Origin of the sequence: Alteromonas sp. KC3, from assembly GCF_016756315.1 — a bacterium.
Taxonomy (GTDB): Bacteria; Pseudomonadota; Gammaproteobacteria; order Enterobacterales; family Alteromonadaceae; genus Alteromonas.
Genome location: NZ_AP024235.1, coordinates 2,352,508 through 2,378,853 on the forward strand (window position 1 = coordinate 2,352,508; position 26,346 = coordinate 2,378,853).

Here is a 26,346-nt window from a genome sequence, read left to right on the forward strand (position 1 = left end):
CGCTTTGTTCTTAAGGTAAGATTTTTCATAGTTGATATGTCATCCCCAAGAAGTATTGCGTACCGAAGTATTGGATGGTGCCGGTCTGCTCTGGCGATGAGAAATAGCTTTTAGTTGGTTCGTCGGTCAGGTTATTGACTTGAAACAGTACACTCCAGTTATCGTTAATTTCGTAAGACGCCTGATAATCGATAACTAACTCAGAATCGAAATTAACTACTTGGTCATTAACCGCAACTTGTTGAGATACAAAAGCATCGCGATAGCGACTCGATACGCGGGTTTCAAATCCTTCGTATTCCCAGAAAACGGTGAGAGTGGCCACGTTTTCCGACAAGCCAGGTAAGTTAGCGGCGTAAACACCATCACCTAGCGTTCGCTGTATTTCACTCTCTGTATAGGAGTAGCTTGCGCTAACACCTAATCCAGAGAGCATGCCTGGCAACATGCTATATATTTGGGTATACGCAATTTCTAAACCGCGAATATAACCACCCTCTGCATTGTTAACAGCGGTGCTGTAGCTTCCATTTTCCGTTGGTACGGTAACAAAGATTGGATCGCCATTTTCATCCCTTGCTAACTCAGCTTCTTGTCCTGAGAACTCAGGCGTTAGAAATACAGGCACTTGAACAGAGTCAGGCGTAACAATGCCATTTGCTTCAAAATCGTAAGGGTCTATTTCAATGTCTTCTACAAAGGACTCAATGTCTTTGTAAAAACCAGCAATAACCAAAGCACCTTCGGTTTCTGAAAAGTAGTATTCCCATGAGACGTCATACTGCGTCGCGTAAAACGGCTCTAGATAAGGGCTATTCCTGGCACTTCCGTTTACTCTTGCGGTAGGTGTTGAAAGCGTAATTTCGCCAGAGTCTCTATCTTGAAATGCTGTTACCACTTCAACATTTGTTGATGCATTCGCCGCAAAACGATTTATTGGAGCACGCCCCATAACTTTAGCCGCCGCGACACGAAGTTGTGTGTCATCGGTCAATTTGAAGTTTAAGTTTATTGATGGCAAAACGTCGTTGTATTCGTGACTTATGACCGTCGGGCGATAAAAATTGTTGATAAGCCCAACTTCATCAGCAATGTTTTGAGCACCTGCAGTTGGGTCACTAAGCTCAACGGTAACACCTGACTCGGGGTCAGTAATGAGTTGCGTAGCACGCTGTAATGTCGTAGAACTCTGTTTGCTCTTAACATAACGAACACCAATATTACCTGTAATAGGAAGATCGCCAATTTCAGTATTAATATTGGCCATCAAATAGGCTGAATTAACTGTTTCAAATACATCGCCACTTTCTTGAAGTGTCCATGCTGTTGCGGGCCCAGTACCTGGACCATTTATTACACCAGCTGCACCAGGCCCCCATGTTTGAACCGGCATAGGTCGGCCATCGGGAAACCACGCATTCAAGGCACTGTTTAGATTGATAGATAAATAACTTGGGAAGTATCCAAAATCGCCTGACCAGTCGATTTGTTCCACCATGTCCTCTGTGAGTCTAAGTGGAGGCTGGCTAACTGAAAACGCGCTATCGTTTCCGTACTCAAAAACAGAACGGTCATTGTTGTACTCTCTATCAGAGTAGCGATAACCAAACTCAAAACCCGAAATAATAGGTGTATCAACGTAGTATTGAAAATCTACGCGATAGGCATCTAATTCATCTTTGTTTTCATAAGGGTAAATACCGTATTTACTCACCATTACACGGTCTAGGTCAGTAAAGGCAGCCATTTGATTGAAACCAAGATCAGGCAGGTCCAAGCCATTTAATAAATAAGAGATTTGTACATTCTCATCAAATACAGGGTTGGCTGCGTTGGCATCATCTCCAACTAAAGACCAAAGAAGCCCATTGCGAAAGTCACTCTCTGCGCTAGAACGTGAAACATCAAACTGAACAGCCAAATCAGGCGTAATTTCCCAATGCGCATTAACGCCAACATTCGTTACGCTGTCGAAGTCTTGGTTATCATCGTTAACGAGCTCAACGCGGGTAAAGCTGTTATCCGTACGCGAGAAGGTACCGCCTATTACGCTGTTGTTAACAACTACAGGGTTAGTGATACCTGCGTTAATTCCTCCGAGCTTTACGCGGAAACCACGTGCAAATGCTTCAGAGTCAAATTTAGATATGAAGGCATCGGCTTTAAGTGTGAAGGTCTCTATAGGGGCCCATTCAAACGCCGCAACATAACCATCACGGGTCTCTTCACCGCCTTTATGCTGCATTTCGAAACCTTCAGAAATGTACTCACACTCAGGGCAAGACTCAGGACCTTGAACATCACCTTCAACGCCATCAACATCAACTAAGCCGTTATACGCTAAGCCAATGAACTGCGTTGACACACTTGGTTGAAACAAACGCGCATAACCAAGGGAAACACCTAGCGTGTCGTCGAGAAACTTACCTTGGTATGAAAAACTGATTCGATGGCCATATTCTTTGGCATCACTAATCTCTGACGCCCTGTCATTGTACATTCCACGTACATTGGCACTAAATTTGTGCTGCTCTTCAATAGCAAGTGGCGATGCCGTTCTTAGCTCAACGGTACCCGCGATACCACCTTCAATAAGTGACGCTTTGGGTGATTTATACACCGCAGCCTCGCTTATTAATTCAGAAGGATACTGGTCAAACTCTATGGCACGACTGCCACTGGTTGATACCTGTTCCCGCCCATTTAGCGTAGAGAACACAAAGTCTCCCGACAAACCACGAATGTTAATTTGCGCAGCTTGACCGCCAGTGCGTACGGCTGATATGCCTGGTAGCCGAGTAAGTGCGTCGGCCATCGACACATCTGGTAACCCACCTAGGTCATCGGCGGATATCTGTTCAGAGACCGTATCTGAAAAGCGTTTTTGATTTAACGACTGAATTAAGCTCGTACTGAAACCTCTTACTTCAATACGTTCAACCGCGTCTTGTTCGATATTGTCAACTTCTACTTCGTCGACGGTTATCTCGGGAGATTCTTGCGCATACAGCGAGAATGGTGCGAACGCCACTCCACTACTGACAAGCGCTGCCATGATAGTGCTGGGTTTGAATGTTTTCATTGGTGTCCCACTTTTTGTTTATTATCAACACTTTCAGGAATACCACACCCAAAAATGTCACTTTTGTTTCACACCAAATAGTACAGTTTTGTACAAAAAGAGAGCAACGCACTGCATACGTATTCATTAACATTATGCAAACATAAATATAACAAAATGTCGTTTTGAATTTGATAAAGAGAAGGCTAACTAAGTAAGTGGGAAGCCTGACGAGGAGAGCATTAGCAACATTAAAACCATTGGCGTTGCTAAGTAAACCGGCGTATTCATATCGTTAAATACGCTGTATAAAAAGGCTTAGAAATGCACGATCACCGTTTGAGTACATCTTCATGTGTTTTAAAATTGAGTGCACAACCTTGAACAAACTGCGCGACATTTTGCTCGGTATAAAGATCCCCCTTCCCCGGTTGATTTGCCGCTAGCGCGGGAAATGCACCATAGCCCGCTAACAAGCAGTGCCAAGAAACAGAATCCCAGTGCATTCCTATATTTTGCCGCTTTATCTCTTCGCTAAGATCTTCCCTATTAAACCAACATTGCAGTATTTTCATCAGTGATGGCGACAAGTTAGTGTTGTTTCTATTATCGCGCCAATACTCACTATCATCGCGCGTATTTAATTTGTAGTGCGCTACAATATAATCGCGCACCCGGTCAAAGCGCTCTTTAGCGAAGGTATTGAAATCATGCTGCTGCGCGTTAGTGAACTGCCCTTTTTCATAGAGATCAGCAAAGTGCTCAATACAAATTTGTACAAGGTGTAGCGCTGTTGCCTCCAATGGCTCAATAAAACCTTGAGATAGCCCCAATGCAAGACAATTCCTATACCAATGCTTTTCAACCTGACCCACTTTCATTTTTAGATGTCTAGCATCAACATCTGAGTTTGTAAGCCCTAAGAATTGGCGAAGTTCCACTTCCGCTTCATCACTGCTGCAATGTGCGGAGCTATACACATACCCGTTACCAGTGCGGCTTTGAAGTGGTATTGTCCAGCACCAACCATTGCGGAGTGCTGTAGATTGTGTTTCTACAGATATCGTTGACTGAACGTCGGTAGGAAGAACAACCGCAGAATCATTAAACAAATTATCGCTGTAGCTATTAAAGCGTACGCCTAGGGTTTGCTGCAAAAGCATTGAAGAGAACCCGGTGCAGTCTATAAAAAAGTCGCCCTCAATATTGCCCTTGTCAGTGATAAGTTGCTGGATATCACCGTTTCCGTGTAATACAACATCAGTGATGTTTGCACTAACGTGGTTGACGTTTCGACTTACGGCAAGATCGCGCAGATAACTACCCAGTAGTGCACTATCAAAATGATAGCCATATTCCATTCTAAAAGGAAAATTATCGGGGGTAATTGGCGCTTTGTGTTGCTGGGCCAGTACACCGTTTATTAAGAAGTCTTCTCCCTTAACGTGCGTGTCTAAACCTAATCTGCGCGTACGACAATTTACTTCAAACGCCCGTTGCGTAAAGGTATCGGTTTGTGAAATGAACGGATGACGATAACTGTCTACCCCTGAGGCAGGGCTCCAATCGTTAAATTGAATACTGACCTTATAAGTAGCGTTGCAACGCCCCATCCAATCGCTCTCGTGAATACCTAGTTCGTGAAAAAAGCGCTTAAGTGTAGGTGTTGAGCCCTCACCTACACCAATGATGCCAATATCAGGCGATTCAACTAACGTTACTTTTACAACGTCACTTTGCCATTTGTGGGCAAAGTAGTTCGCCGCCATCCATCCAGCAGTACCACCGCCGGCAATCACAATGTGCTTTGGTTTATCCATAACGTGTTAATTACCGCAATACTGCTTTAAGAAGTCATCATGACTGGAAATTTTGCCAATGGGTTCATTTTTAATGCGTTTTATATTGTGCATTAAGTCTAGTATTTTTTGCTCAGATAGCGACTTGGCCAACGGATGATAGTCGCGCTGCGTTACACCTTGGCCCATCAACACCTGCAACCACGAACTTTCCAGAAACAAATCATTTTGCTCTCTGAATAAATTGCCTGATTCTCTAAACAGTTCAATTTTATGAGTTAAACTTTCAGGCACTTCCATTTCTCTTAGGTCTTTCCAGAAATGTGAATCATCACGTTCATTCACATGATAATGAAGAATAATGAAGTCGCGGATCTGTTCAAACTCAAGTTGTGATTGCTTGTTGTATTCGTCAACTTGTTTTTGCTTAATGCCTTCATGAGGAAATAAATGAATAAGCCTTACCACCGCAGACTGTATAAGGTGAATACTGGTGGATTCTAATGGTTCTAGAAAACCACTAGATAGCCCTACTGCAATCACATTTTTATTCCACTGCTTGCGTCTTCGCCCGGTTCTAAATTTGATGAAATTTGGTTCAGCTAACGGTTTTGTATCTAAATTAGAAGCAAGGATATCGAGTGCCTGATCATCGGAATAGTAGTTGCTGCTGTACACTAATCCATTACCATTGCGGTGTTGCAAAGGAATACGCCACTGCCAACCCGCAGAATGCGCTATTGAACGCGTATACGGCAATGTGTTTTCTAAACGCTCAGAGGGCATAGCAACAGCGCGATCACACGGTAGCCAATGGGACCAATCTTCATACCCCGTGTTCAATGTTTGCTGTGTTAGCAAGCCTTTAAAGCCCGAACAATCTATAAACAAATCGCCTTTTATTTCGCGACCATCGCTTAGTGTTACACCGCTAATGAAACCATCTTCTTGATTTTGTTGAACACTGGTGATCATACCTTCAGTGCGCACCACGCCCATTTCTTCACATTTTTTTCGTAGAAAACGTGCATAAAGCGAAGCATCAAAATGATAGGCATAAGGCATTTCAATGATTGGATCGGGTGATTTAATATGCGCAAACTTGCCAGCCTGACAAGCTAAATAATTAAGGTCGTAATCCCAAATGGAATCTTTTACACCTAATTCTTGAGCGCGTTTAAAGTAATGGTGAAAATGGCAAAACGCGTAGCTTTTTCCCGGTGCACCGAAGGTATGAAAGTAACTTTCTCCCTCTACCCGCCAATTTTCAAACTTAATGGCAAGCTTCATGGTAGCGTTGGTTTCACGAATGAACTCTTTTTCGTCGAGGCCTAACACATTGTTGAGGGTAATGATGGGAGGAATAGTTGCTTCACCTACCCCTACTGTACCAATCTCTTCAGACTCTATAAGGTTTACATTTACGCCATGACCAATGAGTCGCTTAATTACTGCCGCTGAAATCCATCCAGCAGTGCCACCACCAACGATTACTACATTTTTTACCGTTTTGTTTTTCATATTTTTGTCATCACTTTATACGGCTGACTTACTACACTTAGATAACATGACCTGAATTGCTATACAACAAAAAAGCCCCAATACGTTTTACTGTCTTGGGGCTTTGATACTACATAATGTTTACTAGTGTTTCTGTTACAACATTCTTAAACTAACGCTTGATTTCACCAAGCCGAAAGCACTTATTAGAATGTGTAGTTGAAACCTAGAAGGAAGTTACGTCCGTACGTTTCGTATTGCGTGATCTGACGGCCATCGCCAGGGTTCGCTTGAATTGTAGGCTCATCAGTTAGGTTTTGGCCTTGAAGGGTTACGCGAAGGCCTTTAAGCGCTTCAATACCCGACTCATCAAAATCGTAACCAATTTGTGCGTCAACTTGCTTCACACCCAAATCTTGAATTTGAGCTAGTGAAAGACTGATAGCACGCGTTTCAGTAGCAAATGCGTCACGTTTAGTACCAGAAATACGGAACTCAAAACCATTGCTTTCATAGAAAGCAGTTAGTGAGTAGGTCTCTTCAGACAGACCTGGCACAGCATCACCGTTATCTAGCTGACCATCAAGGAATGTTGCACTTGCGAACATACCAAAGCCTTCTAGCGACTCGTGAATCATGTCAAATGGTAGGCTACCTTGTAGTTCCCAACCACGAACGAACCCTTCAAGACCGTCTTCACGGAAGCTTACTACACCGTTAAACGTTGCCGGCGGTACAATGTCGTTTGCATCTAGTACACCATCACCGTTGATGTCGGTTTGACCTGAAGTCTGGTGGAAACCTTCAATATAAGAATCACTAAAGTCACCTACTGTTTGACCCGCTACGTGCCAGTTAGTTAAATCTTTGTAGAAGAAGCTAACAGCAAAGTAACCAGAATCTGCGAAATAGTTTTCGTAAGCAATATCAAACTGATTGGCTTCTAAAGGCTTAAGACGCGCATTACCCGAGCTCGCTGACCAAGGGCCATTTGCAATATCGCTAGAGATGATTTGCTGGTCGTTAAACGTAAAGCTTACCGTATTATTTGGGCGCATATCGTCCATACGTGGGCGGCTAATTACTTTGCCTAGTGCAGTACGAATAAACTGGTTTTCAGCAATTTCAAAGCTTAAGTTAAGTGTTGGTAGTACGTCAGTATATGAATCACCATCAGTGATTGGTGTTACTGCGGTAAAACCAGTAGGTCCAGTCGTTGTATTGAAACCAGAACCAGTCTGATCAACATTTACAACTTGTAGGCCAAGGTTACCAAATACTAAAACATCACCAATTTCAGTTTCGATATCTAATTTTGCAAATGCAGTTAAAATATCTTCCTTAATGGTATATGAGTCACCGAAACGACCGTTTTCAAATAATTCAGCAGGCGTTTCAATATAATAGCCACTTTGATATAGACCAAGACCATCGTAAGCAATTACGCCGTCGATACCAATAAAGCTCAAATCAGCTGTACCAATTGGGTTTGGCACTAGCTCTTGGTCAGGCCAAGTAGGTGCAGTTAGGTAAGCACCATTGTTGTCCTTAGTTTTTTCACGTTCTTGATAATTAACACCAGCAGTTAGTTTAGTGAAGATACCCCACTCAACAAAACCTTCTAGGTCTAGACGAATAGCATCTAATGACTCGTCGAAAATAGGTTCGTTAACGAAACCATCTTGTGCAGTGTCAGGACCAAAACCTTCTACGCCTTGGAAGCGCTCTACTGGAGTAAGTGAACCACCCCATGCTTGTGGGCCTGCAAGATAGATTGAATTAGGGTCGCCAAGATCAACACTATCTAGCGAAGGGTGATCGCTATATACCGCACCAGTAGACGTCATTGTCCAAGCGCGTGGCGTAAGTGGACGACCATCAATACCAGCTCGACCCACACCTGAATAACTTTCGATATCAGTGATTGTTTTATCAACTTCACCTGTCGACACATCTAACGTCGCTGTCCAGTTGTCGTTGATTACATATTCAACGTTAAGACCAAAAGTGGTCAATTCTGCTTTTTGTTGACGAGAATCGTTACGAATTACTGATAAGAAGCCATCGTAGTAACCAGAGGTTACAAGGCCGTCTTCTACGCCAGTGATTGTGTAGGCACCAGTACCCCACTCTGCACCACCTTCTTCAACACCACGACGAACGTCGTTTTCTTCGAAGTCGATGTACAAAGCATCAAATTGAACTTTGAGATTATCAGATGGTGCATATTCAATAACACCGGCAATCGACGTACGCTCTAGCATAGCTGAACGTGTGAATGAATCGTGACCACCAAGAATAACTGTGCCTTCTGGTACTTCAACACCCTCAGCAGCATTAGCTGGATTAGCATTCGCATAACCCCAACCGCGGAAATGTTGAGCCTGACGAGGCGATTCCATATCAGCAATCGCTAGCGCTACACCAATCTTGTCATCAGCAAACTGATCAACATAGTTAAATGAAAGGCGGTGACCATTATTATCGAAGTCAGGGTTGCCTGAGTCTTCTTGGTTCTTTTCGTATGAACCGTTAATAGCAACGGTTTTCTGAGCACTTAGTGGGCTTACCGTTTGAATGTCAACAGTACCACCGATGCCTTGAGTCATAAGACCCGCTTCAGGCGTTTTATAAACTAGAATGTTAGAAACAATTTCCGTTGGATAAAGATCAAACTCAACCCCACGGTTATCGCCCATACCTAATAATTCGCGACCGTTTAGTGTTGTACCAACGTAGTTTTCATTGAAACCACGAACTGAAAGTCCGCTAGTACGGCCATTACGACGCTCACCGGCTAGACCAGGAAGACGAGCAATTGACTCTGCGATACTTGTATCTGGTAACTTACCAATGTCTTCTGCAGAAAGCGCTTCAACAATAGACGTGTTGTCCATTTTGATCGCCTGGGCGCGTTGTAAGCTACCACGAATACCACTCACTTGAATAACTTCAAGGTTTTCTTCATCAACTGCATCAGTATTTGCTTCTTGTGCAAAAGCAGGTGTAGAAGCAAGTGCTACACCGCCTGAAATAAGCGCAGCTTTAATTAAGTTGGGTTTAAATTGTTTCATAAAACGGGTGTCCCATACGGTTATAGTTGTTGTCTTTTTGTTGTTCTTATGACAATTAAATGACAATACATCTCGTCGGGATAATGCTATAGAGGACCTACCTTTTGCACAATTGCCTGCATACGTATTCAATAAATTTTATGCAACACCAATTTAACAATCCGATCTTTTAAATTGAATGAAATTTACAAAATAAGTGCAAAACCCACTAAACACACGCATTTATGAAATTTTATTACATAAATGATGAGTAACATTTTTGACAAATATAGGAAGGAAGGTTACAGAAGTGTTAGCAAGTTTATAGGGCCAACTTCGTATCTAGTCTCTAATTGGCATTGTAAAACAGAGCAAACTCTCCTGCCGTGGTATACCAAATATCGTCCTTGCCGGCTAGCGTTTGTAAAACAGTTTCGAAGTAATCCCAATTATTTTTTGGTAGGTTTTGATCAAACTCCCAAGAATGCCCCCACACCATAAAAACCGTGAGCTCGTCCTCATTCAATTCAACATACTCTTTTGCAAATGATAGTGCTTCACTGTGGTGAACGGTCGGATGCCACTCGAATAAATTACTTGGCAAAGTAAAGCTGTTTGTACTCTGTACCGTTCGAGCATTTGTAAATCCGGCGGCTTTAACAACTTCAATAGTAGCTTCATCATAAGCACCTAGCGGGTATGCAAAGGAAACGACTGGATACGAAGCTAATTCAGACAATAACGTCTTGTCTTTCTCAACCTGATATTTTGCATCGCTATGTTTTAGGTTTGGAAGGACAGGATGAGTATGGCTATGGCTAGCAATCTCATGTTTTACATACAATGATGCGACCTGTTCGCGAGCAACATACTGACTAGGTTCACCGAGGAAATCTGTTAACCAGAGCGCGTTTTGGGCAAATAACCCAGAACTCAAGTTAAATGTTCCAACAAGGCCGTATTGATTAAGTAGTTCTACTAACCTTTTGTCTTGTTCTAGCCCATCGTCAAAACTAAAAATTACCGCCTTTTTACTTCCATCTGGATAAGTTACGTCGGCTCCGGCTTCTTGAAAACATGAAGCCAATGCAATGAACAAAACTGTGTGAGCTTTCATTTTAGATTATCCAAATAAGGTTGAAGAGCTTTCTTCCAAATTTTGTAACCCTCCTCGTTTAGGTGAGTTCCGTCTGTCGTTAGTTTTGCATTCATTGTCCCATCAACGGAAAGTAAATCATGGAAGTTGATAAAGGTGAAATTTTCACTTTCCTGTGAAGATAGTTGATTATTTACTTCTTTCGCCATCACAGTAATAAAGTCGCGGTGGTCAGGAAGCAGGCCAAGTACGAAGATTTGAGTGTTAGGGAGAGACGATTTCAACTGCTTAGCTATTTTATTTATGTTTGTTGCAGTATCCGATAACTTCTCAATTTGATTTTCATAAACTATATTGAAAATATCATTTATGCCGATCAACAGGAAAACAGCTGACGGCTTGCTTTGTTTTAACTCATCCAATCTCGCTAAAACACCATAAGTCGTGTCACCACGTATTCCTCTATTACGAACTTTCAAGTTCTCGAATCGGACTGCCCAATTTGCACCTAACTCCGTAAGGCTATCACCAATAAAAACAATATCGCCTTGATTTACCGGCTGCGTCGAGAAAAGCGCTAATCGGTGCTGGTAATGCGCTTTTAACCAATCGTTTTGATAAGGGACTTCTTTAGACGCAAAGCTCGAAAATGCTACAAAAAGGCTTAATACTGGTATGAGTAAATACGATGTAGTGGTTTTCTTAGACATATTACTTACCTTCCACACTGCACTGTTTTGCTAGTGTGTGATAAGCATTTGCAAAGTCGTTACCCATTTCAATAAAGCTCTTACTCGTGTAGTGCCATGGATCATCACCGTAGGTATAACTGTCCGAGTTAGTCATATAAAATGCACAGGTGTCTTTGGCCACAAAGAGTTGTTGTGCGAGGTGCACTCTACTTATGTAAGGCATAATATCCTCTTCACCGAGTTCAGAATCAGTAATTTTTCCAATAACGACAGGTAAGTCATCAACTCTAAGCGCTGCGCGAAATAGGTTCATTAAAGCCGTTAAGTTATTAAGATAAGAATTTGCAGATTCTGGACTGGCATGCGCGTCAGCTTCACCTTGCATCCAAATAATACCCATAGGTTTCAATGTATCTGGATTACCATCATTATTGATATCGTGATGAGCATAGGCATTTGTAATAGTTCGAAGCGCAAAGTCATATTGATTTAGGCCTTTTCCCTCATTGAAGTTTGGGTACCAATTGCTATAACCAGTATTAGGCGCCAATCCGGTGCCTCCTACCGCGTACTTTATTATCGCAATTTTCTTGTTTGGATATAACGCCTGAATTCGCTGAGCAAATGACAGCTCAGAGCCAAAACGGTTGGAAAGCGTGTTGTCCTTACCATTTGATGAAAAGCCCGTACCGTGACCAGGGGTAAGTAAATCCCAAACGCCTTCACCGCCGCCTGTTTGGTTGTCAAAAACGCCATTTCCATGAAATATCATGACATCTTGCTGTCCATTAAGTGTTTTGGGTAAGTCTGAAACGTAGCCATACCCGTCCATATTTGATTGGCCAGCCATGAAAAAGGTTAAGTATTCATCGGCAAATGATGCGCAGGCAATAAAAGAGGCAAAGCAAGCAACGGCCGTTTTCTTTATCATTGTCTTTATACTTTTTTAACGAAAAATTTTAATGTCATGGTACTAACAAACCTTATATTTACAAACTGAATACGTTTGCATATGGCATCACCATGCCTACAAAAAAGCCCGCTTAAAGCGGGCTTTTAACATCTTGCTTGCTAACGTTTATTACCAACCGGTAGTTTCGCGTAGTGCTTTACCGATGTCAGCTAGTGAACGTACAGTCTTAACGCCTGCGTCTTCTAGTGCTTTAAATTTCTCATCAGCAGTACCTTTACCGCCTGCGATGATTGCACCAGCGTGACCCATACGCTTACCTGGAGGAGCCGTTACACCTGCAATGTAGGAAACAACAGGCTTAGTTACATTCGCTTTGATGAATGCAGCCGCTTCTTCTTCAGCTGTACCGCCGATCTCACCGATCATTACGATAGCTTCTGTTTGTGGATCGTCTTGGAACATCTGAAGGATGTCGATGAAGTTTGAACCAGGAATTGGGTCGCCACCGATACCAACACAGGTAGACTGGCCGAAACCTTCGTCAGTAGTTTGCTTAACCGCTTCGTACGTAAGTGTACCAGAGCGAGAAACAATACCTACTTTACCAGGCTTGTGAATGTGACCAGGCATGATACCAATTTTACACTCTCCAGGAGTGATAACACCTGGGCAGTTTGGACCAATCATGCGAACGCCTTTTGCTTCTACGTATTCTTTAACGTAAAGCATATCAAGCGTTGGGATACCTTCAGTGATACATACGATTAGCTCGATACCCGCATCTGCAGCTTCAACAATTGAATCTTTACAGAAAGGTGCTGGTACGTAGATAACTGTTGCAGTTGCACCAGTTGCTTCTACCGCTTCACGTACAGTATTAAATACTGGAAGACCTAGGTGCTCAGTACCGCCTTTGCCTGGTGTAACACCACCAACCATTTGCGTACCGTAAGCAATTGCTTGTTCAGAGTGGAATGTACCCTGACCGCCAGTGAAACCCTGACAAATTACTTTAGTATCTTTATTAATTAATACAGACATTATTTGCCCTCCGCTGCAGCAACAACTTTCTGTGCTGCATCAGTTAGCGATTCAGCAGCGATGATATCAAGACCAGAGTTCGCTAGAACGTCACGGCCAAGCTCTGCATTGGTACCTTCTAGACGTACAACTACTGGTACTTCTACGCCTACTTCTTTAACCGCACCGATAATACCTTCTGCAATCATGTCACAGCGTACGATACCACCGAAGATGTTAACCAATACCGCTTTAACATTGTCATCAGAAAGGATGATTTTAAATGCTTCAGCTACACGCTCTTTAGTCGCGCCGCCACCAACATCTAGGAAGTTAGCTGGCTTGCCGCCGTGTAGGTTTACGATGTCCATAGTACCCATTGCTAGGCCTGCACCGTTAACCATACAACCTACGTTACCGTCTAGTGCAACATAGTTTAGCTCCCACTGAGCCGCGTGTGCTTCACGCGCGTCTTCTTGTGAAGGATCTTGCATATCTTTCAGCTTAGGCTGACGATATAGTGCGTTACCGTCGATACCTACTTTTGCGTCTAGGCAGTGTAGGTTACCGTCAGTTTTGATTACTAGCGGGTTAATTTCGATAAGCGCAACGTCAAGCTCTTCAAACATCTTAGCTAGGCCAAGGAAGATTTGAGTAAATTGCTTAATTTGAACGCCAGAAAGACCAAGAGCAAACGCCATTTCGCGTGCTTGGTAAGGCTGAGGACCTACAATTGGGTCGATTTCAGCTTTAAGAATTTTTTCTGGAGTCTCTTCTGCAACAGTTTCAATCTCAACGCCACCTTCAGTAGATGCCATAAATACAACGCGACGGGTTGTACGGTCGACTACTGCACCAAGGTAAAGCTCGTTAGCGATATCTGTGCAAGATTCAACAAGGATTTTGCTCACAGGCTGACCATTTTCGTCAGTCTGGAAAGTCACCAAATTTTTGCCAAGCCAGTTTTCAGCGAAAGCGCGAATGTCGTCTTTGTTTTTAACTAGCTTTACACCGCCAGCTTTACCGCGACCGCCCGCGTGTACCTGACACTTAACTACCCACTCTTCTCCGCCGATTCGGTCAGCGGCTTCTACAGCACCTTGAGCAGTGTCTGCTGCGTATCCTTCAGAAACAGGCAAACCGTATTCTTTGAATAGCTGCTTACCTTGGTATTCATGCAAATTCATGGTGTTTCTATCCGATTTTTAGTAAGACAAAAGCCGCATATGCGACTTGATTATTTAGACTGATATTATAGGGTAAATATCAGCGTTGCGTTAGGCGCTATGCAAGATAACACAAGCAAAGCGCCCAACCACAATTAAGTGAGACGAAAGTCTTACACGTCTAGTAGTAGACGTGTTGGATCTTCTAGCATCTCTTTAACTGTTACCAAGAACCCAACTGACTCTTTACCATCGATAATGCGGTGGTCATAAGAAAGTGCTAGGTACATCATTGGTAGAATTTCTACTTTGCCATTAACTGCCATTGGACGATCTTGGATTTTGTGCATGCCCAAGATAGCGCTTTGTGGCGGGTTAATGATTGGTGTAGACATTAGTGAACCAAACACACCACCGTTGGTGATTGTGAAGTTACCACCTTGTAGTTCAGCCAATGACAGTTTTCCGTCACGACCTTTAAGTGCTAGTTCCTTAATTCCTTTTTCAACACCTGCCATGCCGAGCGTGTCAGTATCTTTAAGTACTGGCGTCACAAGACCACGTGGTGTAGAAACGGCAATCGATACGTCGAAGTAGTTGTGATAAACAATGTCATCACCGTCGATTGACGCGTTAACTTCTGGGAAGCGCTTAAGTGCTTCAGTAACCGCTTTAACGTAGAACGACATAAAGCCTAAACGAATGCCGTGACGTTTTTCGAAGCTCTCTTGATACTGCTTACGAAGGTCCATGATAGGCTTCATGTTAACTTCGTTAAACGTAGTTAGCATTGCAGTAGAGTTCTTCGCTTCAAGAAGACGGTTTGCAATAGTCTTACGAAGACGTGTCATAGGAACACGCTTTTCAGTACGGTTACCCGTTGGCAATTCTGACACTGGTGCTTCAGCTGCTGCAGGCGCTGCCTTAGCTGAGCTGTCGCCGCCTTTAAGATACTTTTCTACATCTTCTTTAGTGATGCGGCCATTTTTACCTGTACCTTTCACTTTCGCCGCATCTACGCCTTTTTCAGCAAGTAGACGGCGTACTGAAGGACTTAGTGCATCACTGCTGTCGTCGTTGTCGTCAGACTCTGCAGATGCCGCAGGTGCAGATCCACCGCTTGCTGCGCCTTCAACAAACTTTGCAATCACTTCTTCAGCCGTTACCGTTGCACCTTCTTCTGCAATGATTTCGCTTAATGAACCGTCAGCAGGCGCTACAACTTCAAGAACAACTTTGTCTGTCTCGATATCTACTAAGTTTTGGTCGCGTGATACTGGTTCACCTACAGCAACGTGCCATGTAGCAATGGTGGCATCAGCAACCGACTCTGGAAGTACAGGCACTTTTACGTCAGACGCTTTGCCTGATGCAGCCGGTGCAGAAGCTTTTGATTCTTCTTTTGACTCGTCAGATTTAGACGCAGCAGGAGCAGCAGCGCTACCCTCTTCTAACTTAGCAATGACTTGCTCGCCTAAAACAGTCGCACCCTCTTCATTTAGGATTTCACCCATTGTACCGTCCGCTGGCGCCACAACTTCTAAAACCACTTTATCAGTTTCAATATCAACCAGGTTCTGGTCTCGTTTAACTGCGTCACCGGCTTTAACGTGCCAGGTTGCAATGGTGGCATCGGCAACTGACTCAGGTAGAACCGGAACTTTTATCTCAATTGTCATTACTGTTCCTTATTTAATTGTGAGTGCGTCTTCAACCAGGGCTTTCTGTTGCTGGTTGTGAACGGAAACATAACCTACTGCAGGCGACGAGGATGCATCACGGCCCGCATATGTTAATTTTGCACCATCTGGAATTGCTTGCCAGAAGTGGTGTTGGCTACAATACCAAGCACCTTGGTTTTGAGGCTCTTCTTGGCACCAAACCCAATCTTTAACATGGCTGTATTGTGCCACAACTTTAGCGCATTCTTCTTGTGGGAATGGATAAAGTTGCTCTAAACGTATGATTGCAACGTCTGTTTGCTCATTTTTACGGCGCTGATCTAACAAATCGTAGTAAACCTTACCTGAGCACATCACCACGCGCTTAACGTTCTTCGGATCAATATCGTCAATTTCACCGATAACATTGTGGAATTTACCTTCCGCCAATTCTTCCATTGAAGATACAGCAAGCGGGTGACGTAACAATGACTTAGGTGACATCACAATAAGAGGTTTACGCATTGGACGCACAACCTGGCGACGAAGCATGTTGTAAACCTGTGCAGGTGTTGATGGTACACACACTTGCCAGTTGTGATCAGCACACATTTGAAGGAAACGCTCAAGACGTGCAGAGCTGTGCTCTGGACCTTGACCTTCGTAACCGTGTGGAAGTAAAACGGTAAGACCACACAAACGGCCCCACTTTGCTTCACCTGAGCTTAAGAATTGGTCGAATACTACTTGCGCACCGTTAGCGAAGTCACCAAATTGTGCTTCCCAAATAGTTAAGCACGTTGGCTCTGCCGTTGCGAAACCGTATTCAAATGCCATAACCGCTTCTTCTGAAAGTACAGAGTCATATATTTCAATTTCACCCTGACCTTCACGAATGTGCTGAAGCGGCATATAAGTAGAAGCGTCTTTTTGATTATGCAGTACAGCGTGACGGTGGAAGAAAGTACCACGGCCAGAGTCTTGGCCAGTAATACGAATGTCTTCGCCAGCATCAACAATAGTGGCATAGGCTAAGTTTTCAGCCATACCCCAATCGAGTAGCTTCTCGCCAGCAACCATTGCTTTACGATCTTGGTAAAGCTTGTTAACGCGCGATTGAAGCTTGTGCTCTTCAGGAATTGTTGTAATTGACTCACCGAGTGCTTTTAGTTTTTCAACGCTAACAGCACCATCATATGGTGTATCCCAGTCGTGACCAAGGTACGGAGACCAGTCTACACTGTGCTCAGTCATTGGACGCCATTCTTCTACCACACACGCACCGTGATCAAGCGCTGCGCGATATTCTTCAATATAGCGGTCAGCATCACGCTGCTCTATTACGCCTTCCGCAATAAGTTGGTCAGCATAGATAGCGCGAGGTACTGGGTGTTTTTTAATTTTTTGGTACATCAACGGCTGAGTTGCATTTGGCTCATCAGCTTCGTTGTGACCGTGTCGGCGGTAACATACTAAGTCGATTACCACATCTTTTTTGAATTTGTTGCGATATTCAAGCGCAAGCTGAGTTACGAATGCAACAGCTTCTGGGTCGTCAGAGTTAACGTGGAAAATAGGTGCCTGCACCATTTTCGCAATGTCAGTACAGTATTGCGTTGAGCGTGTGTCTTCTGTCTTAGATGTAGTAAAACCAACTTGGTTGTTTACCACGATACGTACGGTACCACCCACAGCAAAGCCGCGAGTTTGTGACATATTGAAGGTTTCTTGTACCACGCCTTGACCAGCGATTGCCGAGTCACCGTGAATAGTAATCGGTAACACAGTATTGGTGTCGTTATTACGTCGAGCTAGACGCGCACGAACTGACCCCATCACCACTGGATTTACAATTTCAAGGTGAGACGGGTTAAATGCTAGCGCTAGGTGAACATTACCACCTGGTGTCGCAAAGTCTGACGAGAAGCCTGCGTGGTATTTCACGTCACCCGCGCCCAGCGAGTCGTCGTGCTTACCAGAGAACTCATCAAATAACACTGATGGGTTTTTACCCAGAACGTTAACTAACACATTCAAACGACCACGGTGGGCCATACCGATAACCACTTCTTTCGTACCTGCGGTTCCGGCTTTGGTAATCAAACCTTTAAGCATTGGAATTAACGCATCACCACCTTCTAGTGAGAAACGCTTTGCACCTGGGAACTTAGAACCCAAGTATTTTTCCATGCCATCAGCAGCAGTCAAACCTTTCAAAATGCTTAGCTTCTCATCGCGTGAGATTTCAGGTTTTGCCTGCACTGATTCAATTTTTTGTTGTAACCAACGCTTTTGGTCAGTATCGGTGATGTGCATATACTCAGCACCGATTGACCCACAATATGTTCTATTAAGCGACTTAAACAACTCACCTAGAGACATAGAGTCTTTGCCGATGGCATAAGAACCTACGTTAAATACTGAATCGAAATCTTGCTCAGAAAGGTTGTGATGAGATAGTTCAATGTCACGAACACGCTCTTGCTTCCAAAGACCTAATGGATCAAGGTTAGCATTTTGATGACCGCGGAAACGGAAAGCATTGATTAACTGAAGAACTTTAACTTGCCTGTCATCAGAAACATTTGCTGAAGGCACTGATGGACTAGACATACGGGCAGTAGGCCCTAACGCAGCAAGTTGCCTAAACTGATTTTTAATTGCTGTATGATTGGTTTCTAACTCTACGCCATCGACTTTGGGGAGGTTATCGAAGATTTGTCGCCAAGTTTCAGAGACACTTTGAGGGTCTTCTAAATATGCTTCATACAACTCTTCAACATAGGCAGCGTTGGCACCTGCCATGTGCGAGGAATCCCACCACGCTTTCATCACGCTTTCTTGCATTTAATTTGCCTTGCTACGTTTTATAAAATCTAGTTAACAATCAATATGTATTATAAGGTTATTCTCAGCATAACCAAGTGTTATAACAACGAATATATAAAAAAATAGCCATCCTGTTGGATGGCTATTTAGAGCATCGCTATCTGTAACTAAAAGAAGTTATCAGAATATAGTACTAAACAGCCCGTTGTAAAAGCATTGACTTAATTTGGCCAATCGCTTTCGTTGGGTTCAAGCCCTTAGGACAAACACTTACACAGTTCATGATACCGTGACAGCGGAATACGCTGAACGCATCATCAAGGTCGTTAAGACGCTCTTCTGTTGCAGTGTCACGGCTATCGATAAGGAAACGATAAGCGTGAAGTAGACCTGCAGGACCGATAAACTTGTCTGGATTCCACCAGAACGACGGACATGATGTAGAACAACACGCACACAGAATACATTCGTACAAACCGTCTAATTTCGCGCGCTCTTCAGGTGACTGAAGGTGCTCGCGTGCTGGCGGCTGTTTGCTGTCGTTGATTAAGAATGGCTTAATCTTCTCGTACTGTGTGTAGAACTGCGTCATATCAACAACAAGGTCACGTACTACTGGTAGACCTGGAAGTGGACGAACTACTATTTTACCTTTGCCCAGTGCAGAAAGCGGAGTAATACATGCTAGGCCATTTTTACCATTCATGTTCACACCGTCTGAACCACATACACCTTCACGGCACGAGCGACGGAAAGAAAGCGTCGGATCCTGCTCTTTAAGTGCAAGTAGCGCGTCTAGCACCATCATGTCTTGACCTTCCTCTACTTCTAGAGTGTAGTCTTGCATGCGAGGCTTTGCGTCTACTTCAGGGTTGTAACGATAAATCGAAAAAGTTAATTGCATGATCGTTGCCTCTCTTAATATGAACGCACTTTAGGTGGGAATGCTTCCCTAAGCTTTGGCGCCATATTCACTTCACGTTTAAGCATTTTATCAGTGTTTGGATCGTAGATGCTGTGGCATAACCAGTTCTCATCATCACGATCTGGGAAGTCGAAGCGGCTGTGCGCGCCACGGCTTTCCGTTCTGAAGTTAGCTGCTACTGCTGTGCTGTACGCGGTTTCCATAAGGTTATCTAGCTCTAGACACTCAATACGCTGGGTATTGAAGTCTGCGCTCTTGTCGTCAAGGCGTGCATGCTTAAGACGCTCGCGAATTTCGCTAAGCTCTTTAAGCCCTTCTGCCATTGCTTCACCTTCACGGAAAACTGAGAAGTTAAGCTGCATGCATTTCTGCAAGTCTTTCTTAATTTGTACTGGGTCTTCGCCCTTACCTTTCTCTGAATTTTCCCAACGATTGAAACGCGTCATTGAAGCTTCAAGATCAGATTCTGATGCGTCACGTGTTGGTGCCATTTCAGACAAAGTCTTACCAAGGTGTAAACCAGTCGCACGACCGAATACAACAAGGTCAAGTAGTGAGTTACCGCCAAGACGGTTCGCACCGTGTACCGATACACACGCAATCTCACCACAAGCGAATAGACCGTTAACAACCTTGTCATTGCCGTTCTCATCAACGGTTAGACATTGGCCATCAACATTTGTAGGAATACCACCCATCATATAGTGACAAGTAGGAATTACTGGAATTGGCTCTTTCACTGGGTCAACGTGCGCAAATGTACGTGAAAGCTCAAGGATGCCCGGAAGACGTGATTCAAGTACGTCTTTACCAAGGTGGTCAAGCTTAAGCTTAATGTGAGTACCCCACGGGCCTTCACAACCACGACCTTCACGAATTTCTGTCATCATTGAACGCGCAACAACGTCACGACCTGCTAGGTCTTTCGCGTTAGGTGCATAGCGCTCCATGAAACGTTCACCGTCTTTATTTAGAAGGTAACCACCTTCACCACGGCAACCTTCTGTTACCAAGGTACCTGCGCCAGCAATACCCGTCGGGTGGAACTGCCACATTTCCATATCTTGAACCGCAACGCCGGCACGTAGTGCCATACCAACGCCGTCACCAGTGTTGATGTGAGCATTAGTTGTAGATGCATAGATACGGCCTGCACCACCTGTTGCAAGAACAACAGCACGTGATTTAAAGTAAACTACTTCGCCAGTTTCGATGTCGATTGCTGTACAACCCACAACGTCACCGTCTTGGTTCTTCACTAAATCTAGTGCGTACCACTCAGAGAAAACTTTTGTTTTGTTCTTTACGTTTTGCTGATAAAGAAGGTGCAAAAGTGCATGACCAGTACGGTCAGCAGCCGCTGCCGTACGAGCGCCCTGCTCGCCGCCGAAGTTCTTTGACTGGCCACCGAAAGGACGCTGGTAAATTTTACCGTTTTCGAAACGAGAGAAAGGAAGACCCATGTTTTCCATTTCAATGATCGCTTCAGGGCCTGTTTTACACATATACTCGATAGCGTCTTGGTCACCGATGTAATCAGAACCCTTAACGGTATCGTACATGTGCCATTCCCAGTTATCTTCGTGCGAATTACCAAGCGCTACGGTAATACCACCCTGTGCAGACACAGTATGAGAACGGGTTGGAAAAACTTTTGATAGTAGTGCACATGATTTACCAGATTGTGAAATCTGTAGTGCGGCGCGCATACCTGCACCACCAGCACCAATTACTACTGCATCAAACTCGTGAACGGGTAAACTCATCTTACACTCCCCACAATACGAATAGGCCGACAGCAACGTAGCCAAACGCGATGATATTTAGAACATATTGTAATACTGCACGTAGACCTGCCGCTTTAACGTAGTCTGTTAGTACCTGCCATAGGCCGATACGTACGTGGATCATCACTGCAATAAGTGCTGCCAATGTGAAAACTTTCATAGCCAGGCCAGAGAACAACCCTCGCCATTCGATAAAGGTTAGGTTATCGGTGGTAATGAAAAACCACGCCATGAATACCGAGTACGCGAAAATAATTGCTGCGGTAGCGCGTAATGAAACGTAATCTTGAACGCCATCGCGCTTAATGCTTGCTTGGTTGGTTACCATAGTGCAACTCCCAATACTACGGTCAGAACAACCCAAAGTGCGATTACTGCTTTTGCACTTGTGTTACCTGACTCTAATTCTTCCCAGTGACCTAAATCCATAACAACGTGTCTTAGGCCGCCTAGAATGTGATATGTCAGCGCTGAAGCTGTGCCAATTGCGACAAATTTTCCAAGGAAACCGTCCATGATTGCTTGCACGTTCGCGAAACCTTCAGGCGAGTGAACAGATACTGCCCAAGCCCAAATTACAAAAAGTAACGCGAAGAACATAGCAACACCGGTAACACGGTGGAGAATTGACGAAATAGCAGAGGGCGGAAATTTAATAGTATTGAGTTCTAAATTTACTGGTCTTTGCTTTTTCACAATGTATGCCTGTTTAATCCGTAGGGGATAATGAATTTCTTACCTTATTATGTCCTGAGTAAGTCAATTCGATTTTTAACCTGTTAATTGCCTCATCCATTGAGTTGTTAACAATTTGTGAATTATTCTTTAATGCCTCTAACAGAATAATTATTCCGTATTCAAAGCACCGCTGAGTATATCCAGCGTAGTATATAATTACAATTTTTTGTGCCGTAGTAAGACTTTAGTCTCAGTAAACACAATATTGTAATAATATTGACTAAAAAGAGATCAATATTGCCTACATCTCACGTATTCGACAGTGTAAACAGTGGGCGCAGTTTACCAGTACGCAAAACTAATAACTATGCGAATACATCAGAAATTAACGACTTTTAATCTGGATGGGTAATTATTCCACATCAAAAGGTTACTTTTTAAACTGAGGTGCTAATATAATTATCGTTCGGTGGTTTACCTTTGTCGAAAAGCCATTGATAATTGCACCGTATCGGGCAAAGTGAATTCCCAACGCGTTAAAAAATCGTTATCCGATTGCTAATTATTTTTTTCAGCAATTCGGAATATTTATTGTGCAAATATGCAATTAAATTGACTTGTTAGTGCATAATAAAGTACAAATACGCCCACTTTTCCCAACGAAGCGGATATTTTCGTCCGTTTTCGCTGCAAACAGAACCATTCTGAGGAGAGCATTTTATGGCAGATCAGAAAGCCATTCTTAAAGCCGGCGGTAAGGAAATCGAGCTTCCTATCTTGTCTGGCACCGAAGGACAAGATGTAATTGATGTTCGTACGCTTGGCCAACACGGCTATTTCACGTACGACCCAGGTTTTATGGCGACAGGATCTTGCGAGTCAGCAATTACCTATATCGATGGCGCACAAGGTGTACTTCTACACCGCGGGTTCCCTATTGAAGAACTTGCACGCGACGCTGACTACTTAGAAGTATGCCACATGCTACTTCACGGTGACGCACCAACGAAAGAGCAGTACGCAGAATTTAAAGACACTATCACACGTCACACCATGGTACATGAGCAAATTAACATGTTCTTCCATGGTTTCCGCAACGACGCCCACCCTATGGCGATGCTTTGCGGTACTGTTGGCGCAATGTCGTCTTTCTATCATAGCGATCTTGACGTATCAAACGAAGAACAACGCATTCGCAGCGCACATCGCTTAATTGCGAAAATGCCAACGCTTGTTGCTATGTGCTACAAATACAACATCGGTCAGCCGTTTGTATATCCAAGAAACGACCTAAGCTATGCAGCTAACTTCCTGAACATGATGTTCTCTGTTCCTGCAGAAGAATACCAAATCAGCCCAGCTGTTGAACGCGCTATGGACCGTATCTTTACGCTTCACGCTGACCATGAGCAAAACGCATCAACGTCTACAGTACGTCTAGCAGGCTCTTCAGGTGCTAACCCTTATGCGTGTATCGCAGCGGGTGTAGCATCACTTTGGGGCCCTGCGCACGGTGGTGCAAACGAAGCATGTCTAAATATGCTTGAAGAAATCGGCACAGTTGACCGTATTCCTGAGTTTATTGCACGTGCTAAAGACAAGAGCGACCCATTCCGTCTTATGGGCTTCGGTCACCGCGTTTACAAGAACCACGATCCACGTGCTACAGTAATGCGTGAAAGCTGCCATGAAGTGCTTAGCGAACTAAACGTTAAAGATCCACTTCTTGAAGTTGCAATGGAACTAGAAAAAATCGCGCTAAGCGACCCGTACTTCGCAGAGAAGAAGCTGTTCCCGAACGTTGACTTCTACTCTGGTATCGTACTTAAAGCGATTGGTATTCCTACCAACATGTTCACGTGTATCTTCGCACTGTCTCGTACAGTAGGCTGGATTTCACATTGGCATGAAATGATGAGCGATCCGAAGCAAAAAATCGGTCGTCCTCGTCAGCTTTACACTGGTCATAACCAGCGTAAATATAGCCCGATTAAGTAATACTGAACTAAGTATTATTATTGGTAGTAAAAATAGCGCCTGACTGGCGCTATTTTTGTTTGAGGAGTATCAATGCCCTATTCAGTCGTTATTTTAGGAGTAGCGGGTCTTATCCCATTTGTTGGGCTGCCTATAGCGTATAAGTTAGACCTAATGTCACTTGCCCAAAGTGTCGCGTATTTCGTCCAATACTCAGCAGTCTTGTTATCGTTTTTTGGTGGCATTCATTGGTGGGATGCGATAAGTAACCAACGTTATGACAAGCAAATGTACATAGCGATGTTACCAACGATTATAGGTTGGTTATGTTTAGTCTTCGCTTACGACGCAAAAGTGTTAGGTATCTTATCGTTAAGTTATGTTGGGATTCTGCTCTACGATAAATTCACGCTCAGCATGTCAAAAGATCAGATTGTCAGCTACATAAGTCTGCGTATGGCACTTACCACTGTTGTTGTGGCTACACATGCTTGGATGATATGGCTGATTTCAAGCTAATAAACCCACCTTAAAGTTACGCATAACCATACCAAGTAATTGATTTTAATATAACAAACATTAAAACTTGTTAATCGAATAGAAAGGGCGTGTTGTTAATTCGCCCTTCGCTAAACACTACAAAATAAGACATGAACATAGCACAGGAATATAGTGCGAAGACGCGCAAGCAAAAGCGCTAAACAAGCGAATAAGGCGTTTTGTTCTTTTTACTCTACACATTGCTCTACATAAAATTCATAAAGTACGCTGTTAACAGGAATATTATTGTGAAGGTACTTTTTTAAGTAGCAAAGCGTAGGTACGAAGTTGTTTTTCAACAGGACTTTGTCTGAAGCTCTATTATTGTCCATGACCTCAGCTTTAATGCTTATGATACCGTTACGCTTAGCTTCACTAATAAGGAATTCAACGCATAAAGACGCCACCCCTTTACCAGTTGCCTCTTCAGACACGCGATAGCCAATTTCAGCGCATTTACTCTCTATATTTTTAAGATTTGCGCGTGCGACAATACGATTATTTTCAATCAAGACAAAACTTAGTGCGCGATTGCACTTGGCAAGGTATTGAAGTTCGCTGATATGGTTTCCTACACCATCAAGGGAATAGAATGCGTTATCACGCGGGGCAATGTAAGTTTCGAAAAAATGCCTGTTACGATTTTCAAAATCTAAAAGCGAAAGTACGTGCTTTGGGTCAATGCGTTCAAAGTGCATAGGTGCCATGCCTTTCCTTAGGATGCGTTACTAAATGGTAGCACGACACCATTGCACTGTCTTTCACCAACTAATATCAACACTGTTACGCGGTTAACGTTCCATTTTGATAATCATTAAATGCTTGAACAATTTCTGACTGTGTATTCATTACAAATGGTCCGTATTGCACAATAGGCTCGTTTATGGGCTTACCTGTCACAACAATAAACTTTGCGTTGTCGCTAGCCGTAATATCGAGTAATTCGCCTTCACTACTTAGCACGCCAAGTTCTAAGGCTCCTAATACGGTTTTGTTTTCTCCACCATTAAGCACTATCGCCCCCTCATACACGTAAATAAAACCTACGTGACTTTGTTGTATGGGTATAGTGACACCGCCTTTATGTAAGGTCACATCAATAAACGTAGGTGCAACTGCTGTGGTTTTAACGGGCCCTACTACGTCACCTAATACACCGGCTAATACTTTTATCGATGCATCACCCACATTCACTGTCGGAACCGTAAGCGGTGGTATGTCTTGATAATTTGGACTCGACATTTTTTCAGCTGCGGGTAGATTTACCCATAACTGAAAACCTTGCAGCAGCCCTTCTTGTTGTTCAGGCATTTCCTCATGAATTATGCCCTTACCTGCATTCATCCATTGAATACCACCCGCTTCAATAACACCTTCGTTACCCACCGAGTCTTTATGACGCATTTTCCCTGCGAGCATATAAGTTACAGTTTGAAAGCCTCGGTGTGGGTGAGCGGGAAAACCAGCAATATATTCACCCGGCTTATCAGAGCCAAAAAAATCGAGCATGAGGAATGGATCTAAGCGCGGTAAAGCGGGTTGTCCGATGATGCGTGTTAGCGACACACCTGCCCCATCACTTGTTGCGATACCTTTTACTTTTTTGCTCAGAGTTTTGTTAACTACCTTTGCGCTCATTATCATTTCCC

At 43.6% G+C, this 26,346-nt stretch carries 19 protein-coding genes; 2 read left to right on the forward strand and 17 right to left on the reverse strand.

The features are described 5' to 3' along the window. Positions 1-25: 25 nt before the first annotated feature. The 15 genes from JN178_RS10535 to sdhC all read right to left on the reverse strand — a co-directional run bounded on the left by JN178_RS10535 (position 26) and on the right by sdhC (position 22,198). The gene (locus JN178_RS10535; protein ID WP_202261543.1) at positions 26-3,082 is read right to left on the reverse strand and encodes a TonB-dependent receptor; all 3,057 of its coding nucleotides are present in this window, start codon (positions 3,080-3,082) and stop codon (positions 26-28) included. Between the two features lie 311 nt (positions 3,083-3,393). After that, complete coding sequence (locus JN178_RS10540; RefSeq protein ID WP_202261544.1) at positions 3,394-4,881, reverse strand: tryptophan halogenase family protein; 1,488 nt, start codon at positions 4,879-4,881, stop codon at positions 3,394-3,396. A gap of 6 nt (positions 4,882-4,887) precedes the next feature. Further along, positions 4,888-6,381, reverse strand: a complete 1,494-nt coding sequence (locus JN178_RS10545; protein WP_202261545.1) for a tryptophan halogenase family protein — start codon at positions 6,379-6,381, stop codon at positions 4,888-4,890. Between the two features lie 185 nt (positions 6,382-6,566). Further along, positions 6,567-9,434, reverse strand: coding sequence for a TonB-dependent receptor (locus JN178_RS10550; RefSeq protein WP_202261546.1), 2,868 nt, complete (start codon positions 9,432-9,434; stop codon positions 6,567-6,569). A 328-nt stretch (positions 9,435-9,762) separates the two neighbouring features. Next, positions 9,763-10,530, reverse strand: coding sequence for a polysaccharide deacetylase family protein (locus tag JN178_RS10555; protein WP_202261547.1), 768 nt, complete (start codon positions 10,528-10,530; stop codon positions 9,763-9,765). Beyond that, on the reverse strand, positions 10,527-11,219 hold the full coding sequence (locus JN178_RS10560) for a GDSL-type esterase/lipase family protein (protein WP_202261548.1): 693 nt from the start codon (positions 11,217-11,219) through the stop codon (positions 10,527-10,529). Before JN178_RS10560 ends, JN178_RS10555 begins: the two co-directional genes overlap by 4 nt. Before the next feature lies 1 nt (position 11,220). Next, positions 11,221-12,132 carry a sialate O-acetylesterase gene (locus JN178_RS10565; protein ID WP_202261549.1) on the reverse strand — a complete coding sequence of 304 codons (912 nt, stop codon included), beginning with the start codon at positions 12,130-12,132 and terminating at the stop codon, positions 11,221-11,223. Positions 12,133-12,282: 150 nt separating this feature from the next. Beyond that, complete coding sequence (gene sucD / locus JN178_RS10570) at positions 12,283-13,155, reverse strand: succinate--CoA ligase subunit alpha (protein WP_014998326.1); 873 nt, start codon at positions 13,153-13,155, stop codon at positions 12,283-12,285. Then, positions 13,155-14,321 carry an ADP-forming succinate--CoA ligase subunit beta gene (gene sucC / locus JN178_RS10575; protein WP_025255208.1) on the reverse strand — a complete coding sequence of 389 codons (1,167 nt, stop codon included), beginning with the start codon at positions 14,319-14,321 and terminating at the stop codon, positions 13,155-13,157. The genes sucD and sucC overlap by 1 nt, the downstream gene beginning before the upstream one ends. A gap of 152 nt (positions 14,322-14,473) precedes the next feature. Beyond that, on the reverse strand, positions 14,474-15,979 hold the full coding sequence (gene odhB / locus JN178_RS10580; RefSeq protein WP_202261550.1) for a 2-oxoglutarate dehydrogenase complex dihydrolipoyllysine-residue succinyltransferase: 1,506 nt from the start codon (positions 15,977-15,979) through the stop codon (positions 14,474-14,476). 9 nt (positions 15,980-15,988) lie between these two features. Then, entirely contained in the window at positions 15,989-18,808 is a 2,820-nt protein-coding gene (sucA, locus tag JN178_RS10585; RefSeq protein WP_202261551.1) for a 2-oxoglutarate dehydrogenase E1 component, read from the reverse strand. 175 nt (positions 18,809-18,983) lie between these two features. Beyond that, positions 18,984-19,694 carry a succinate dehydrogenase iron-sulfur subunit gene (locus JN178_RS10590; RefSeq protein WP_012518362.1) on the reverse strand — a complete coding sequence of 237 codons (711 nt, stop codon included), beginning with the start codon at positions 19,692-19,694 and terminating at the stop codon, positions 18,984-18,986. A 14-nt stretch (positions 19,695-19,708) separates the two neighbouring features. Beyond that, positions 19,709-21,481, reverse strand: a complete 1,773-nt coding sequence (gene sdhA, locus JN178_RS10595) for a succinate dehydrogenase flavoprotein subunit (protein ID WP_159624327.1) — start codon at positions 21,479-21,481, stop codon at positions 19,709-19,711. A 1-nt stretch (position 21,482) separates the two neighbouring features. Then, positions 21,483-21,830: a succinate dehydrogenase, hydrophobic membrane anchor protein gene (gene sdhD / locus JN178_RS10600; protein ID WP_159624325.1), complete on the reverse strand. Its 348-nt coding sequence runs from the start codon at positions 21,828-21,830 to the stop codon at positions 21,483-21,485. Beyond that, positions 21,824-22,198 carry a succinate dehydrogenase, cytochrome b556 subunit gene (gene sdhC, locus JN178_RS10605; RefSeq protein ID WP_071814724.1) on the reverse strand — a complete coding sequence of 125 codons (375 nt, stop codon included), beginning with the start codon at positions 22,196-22,198 and terminating at the stop codon, positions 21,824-21,826. Before sdhC ends, sdhD begins: the two co-directional genes overlap by 7 nt. 702 nt (positions 22,199-22,900) lie before the next feature. On the opposite strand from sdhC, the gene JN178_RS10610 reads away from it, so the two are divergent. Both JN178_RS10610 and JN178_RS10615 read left to right on the forward strand, forming a co-directional pair. After that, positions 22,901-24,178 carry a citrate synthase gene (locus tag JN178_RS10610; RefSeq protein WP_159624323.1) on the forward strand — a complete coding sequence of 426 codons (1,278 nt, stop codon included), beginning with the start codon at positions 22,901-22,903 and terminating at the stop codon, positions 24,176-24,178. A gap of 72 nt (positions 24,179-24,250) precedes the next feature. Continuing rightward, the gene (locus JN178_RS10615; RefSeq protein ID WP_202261552.1) at positions 24,251-24,676 is read left to right on the forward strand and encodes a DUF3429 domain-containing protein; all 426 of its coding nucleotides are present in this window, start codon (positions 24,251-24,253) and stop codon (positions 24,674-24,676) included. 209 nt (positions 24,677-24,885) lie between these two features. Here the strand turns inward: JN178_RS10615 and JN178_RS10620 are convergent, their stop codons facing one another. Beyond that, entirely contained in the window at positions 24,886-25,404 is a 519-nt protein-coding gene (locus JN178_RS10620; protein ID WP_232369548.1) for a GNAT family N-acetyltransferase, read from the reverse strand. Between the two features lie 76 nt (positions 25,405-25,480). After that, positions 25,481-26,335 carry a pirin family protein gene (locus JN178_RS10625; protein WP_202261553.1) on the reverse strand — a complete coding sequence of 285 codons (855 nt, stop codon included), beginning with the start codon at positions 26,333-26,335 and terminating at the stop codon, positions 25,481-25,483. Between the last annotated feature and the right edge of the window lie 11 nt (positions 26,336-26,346).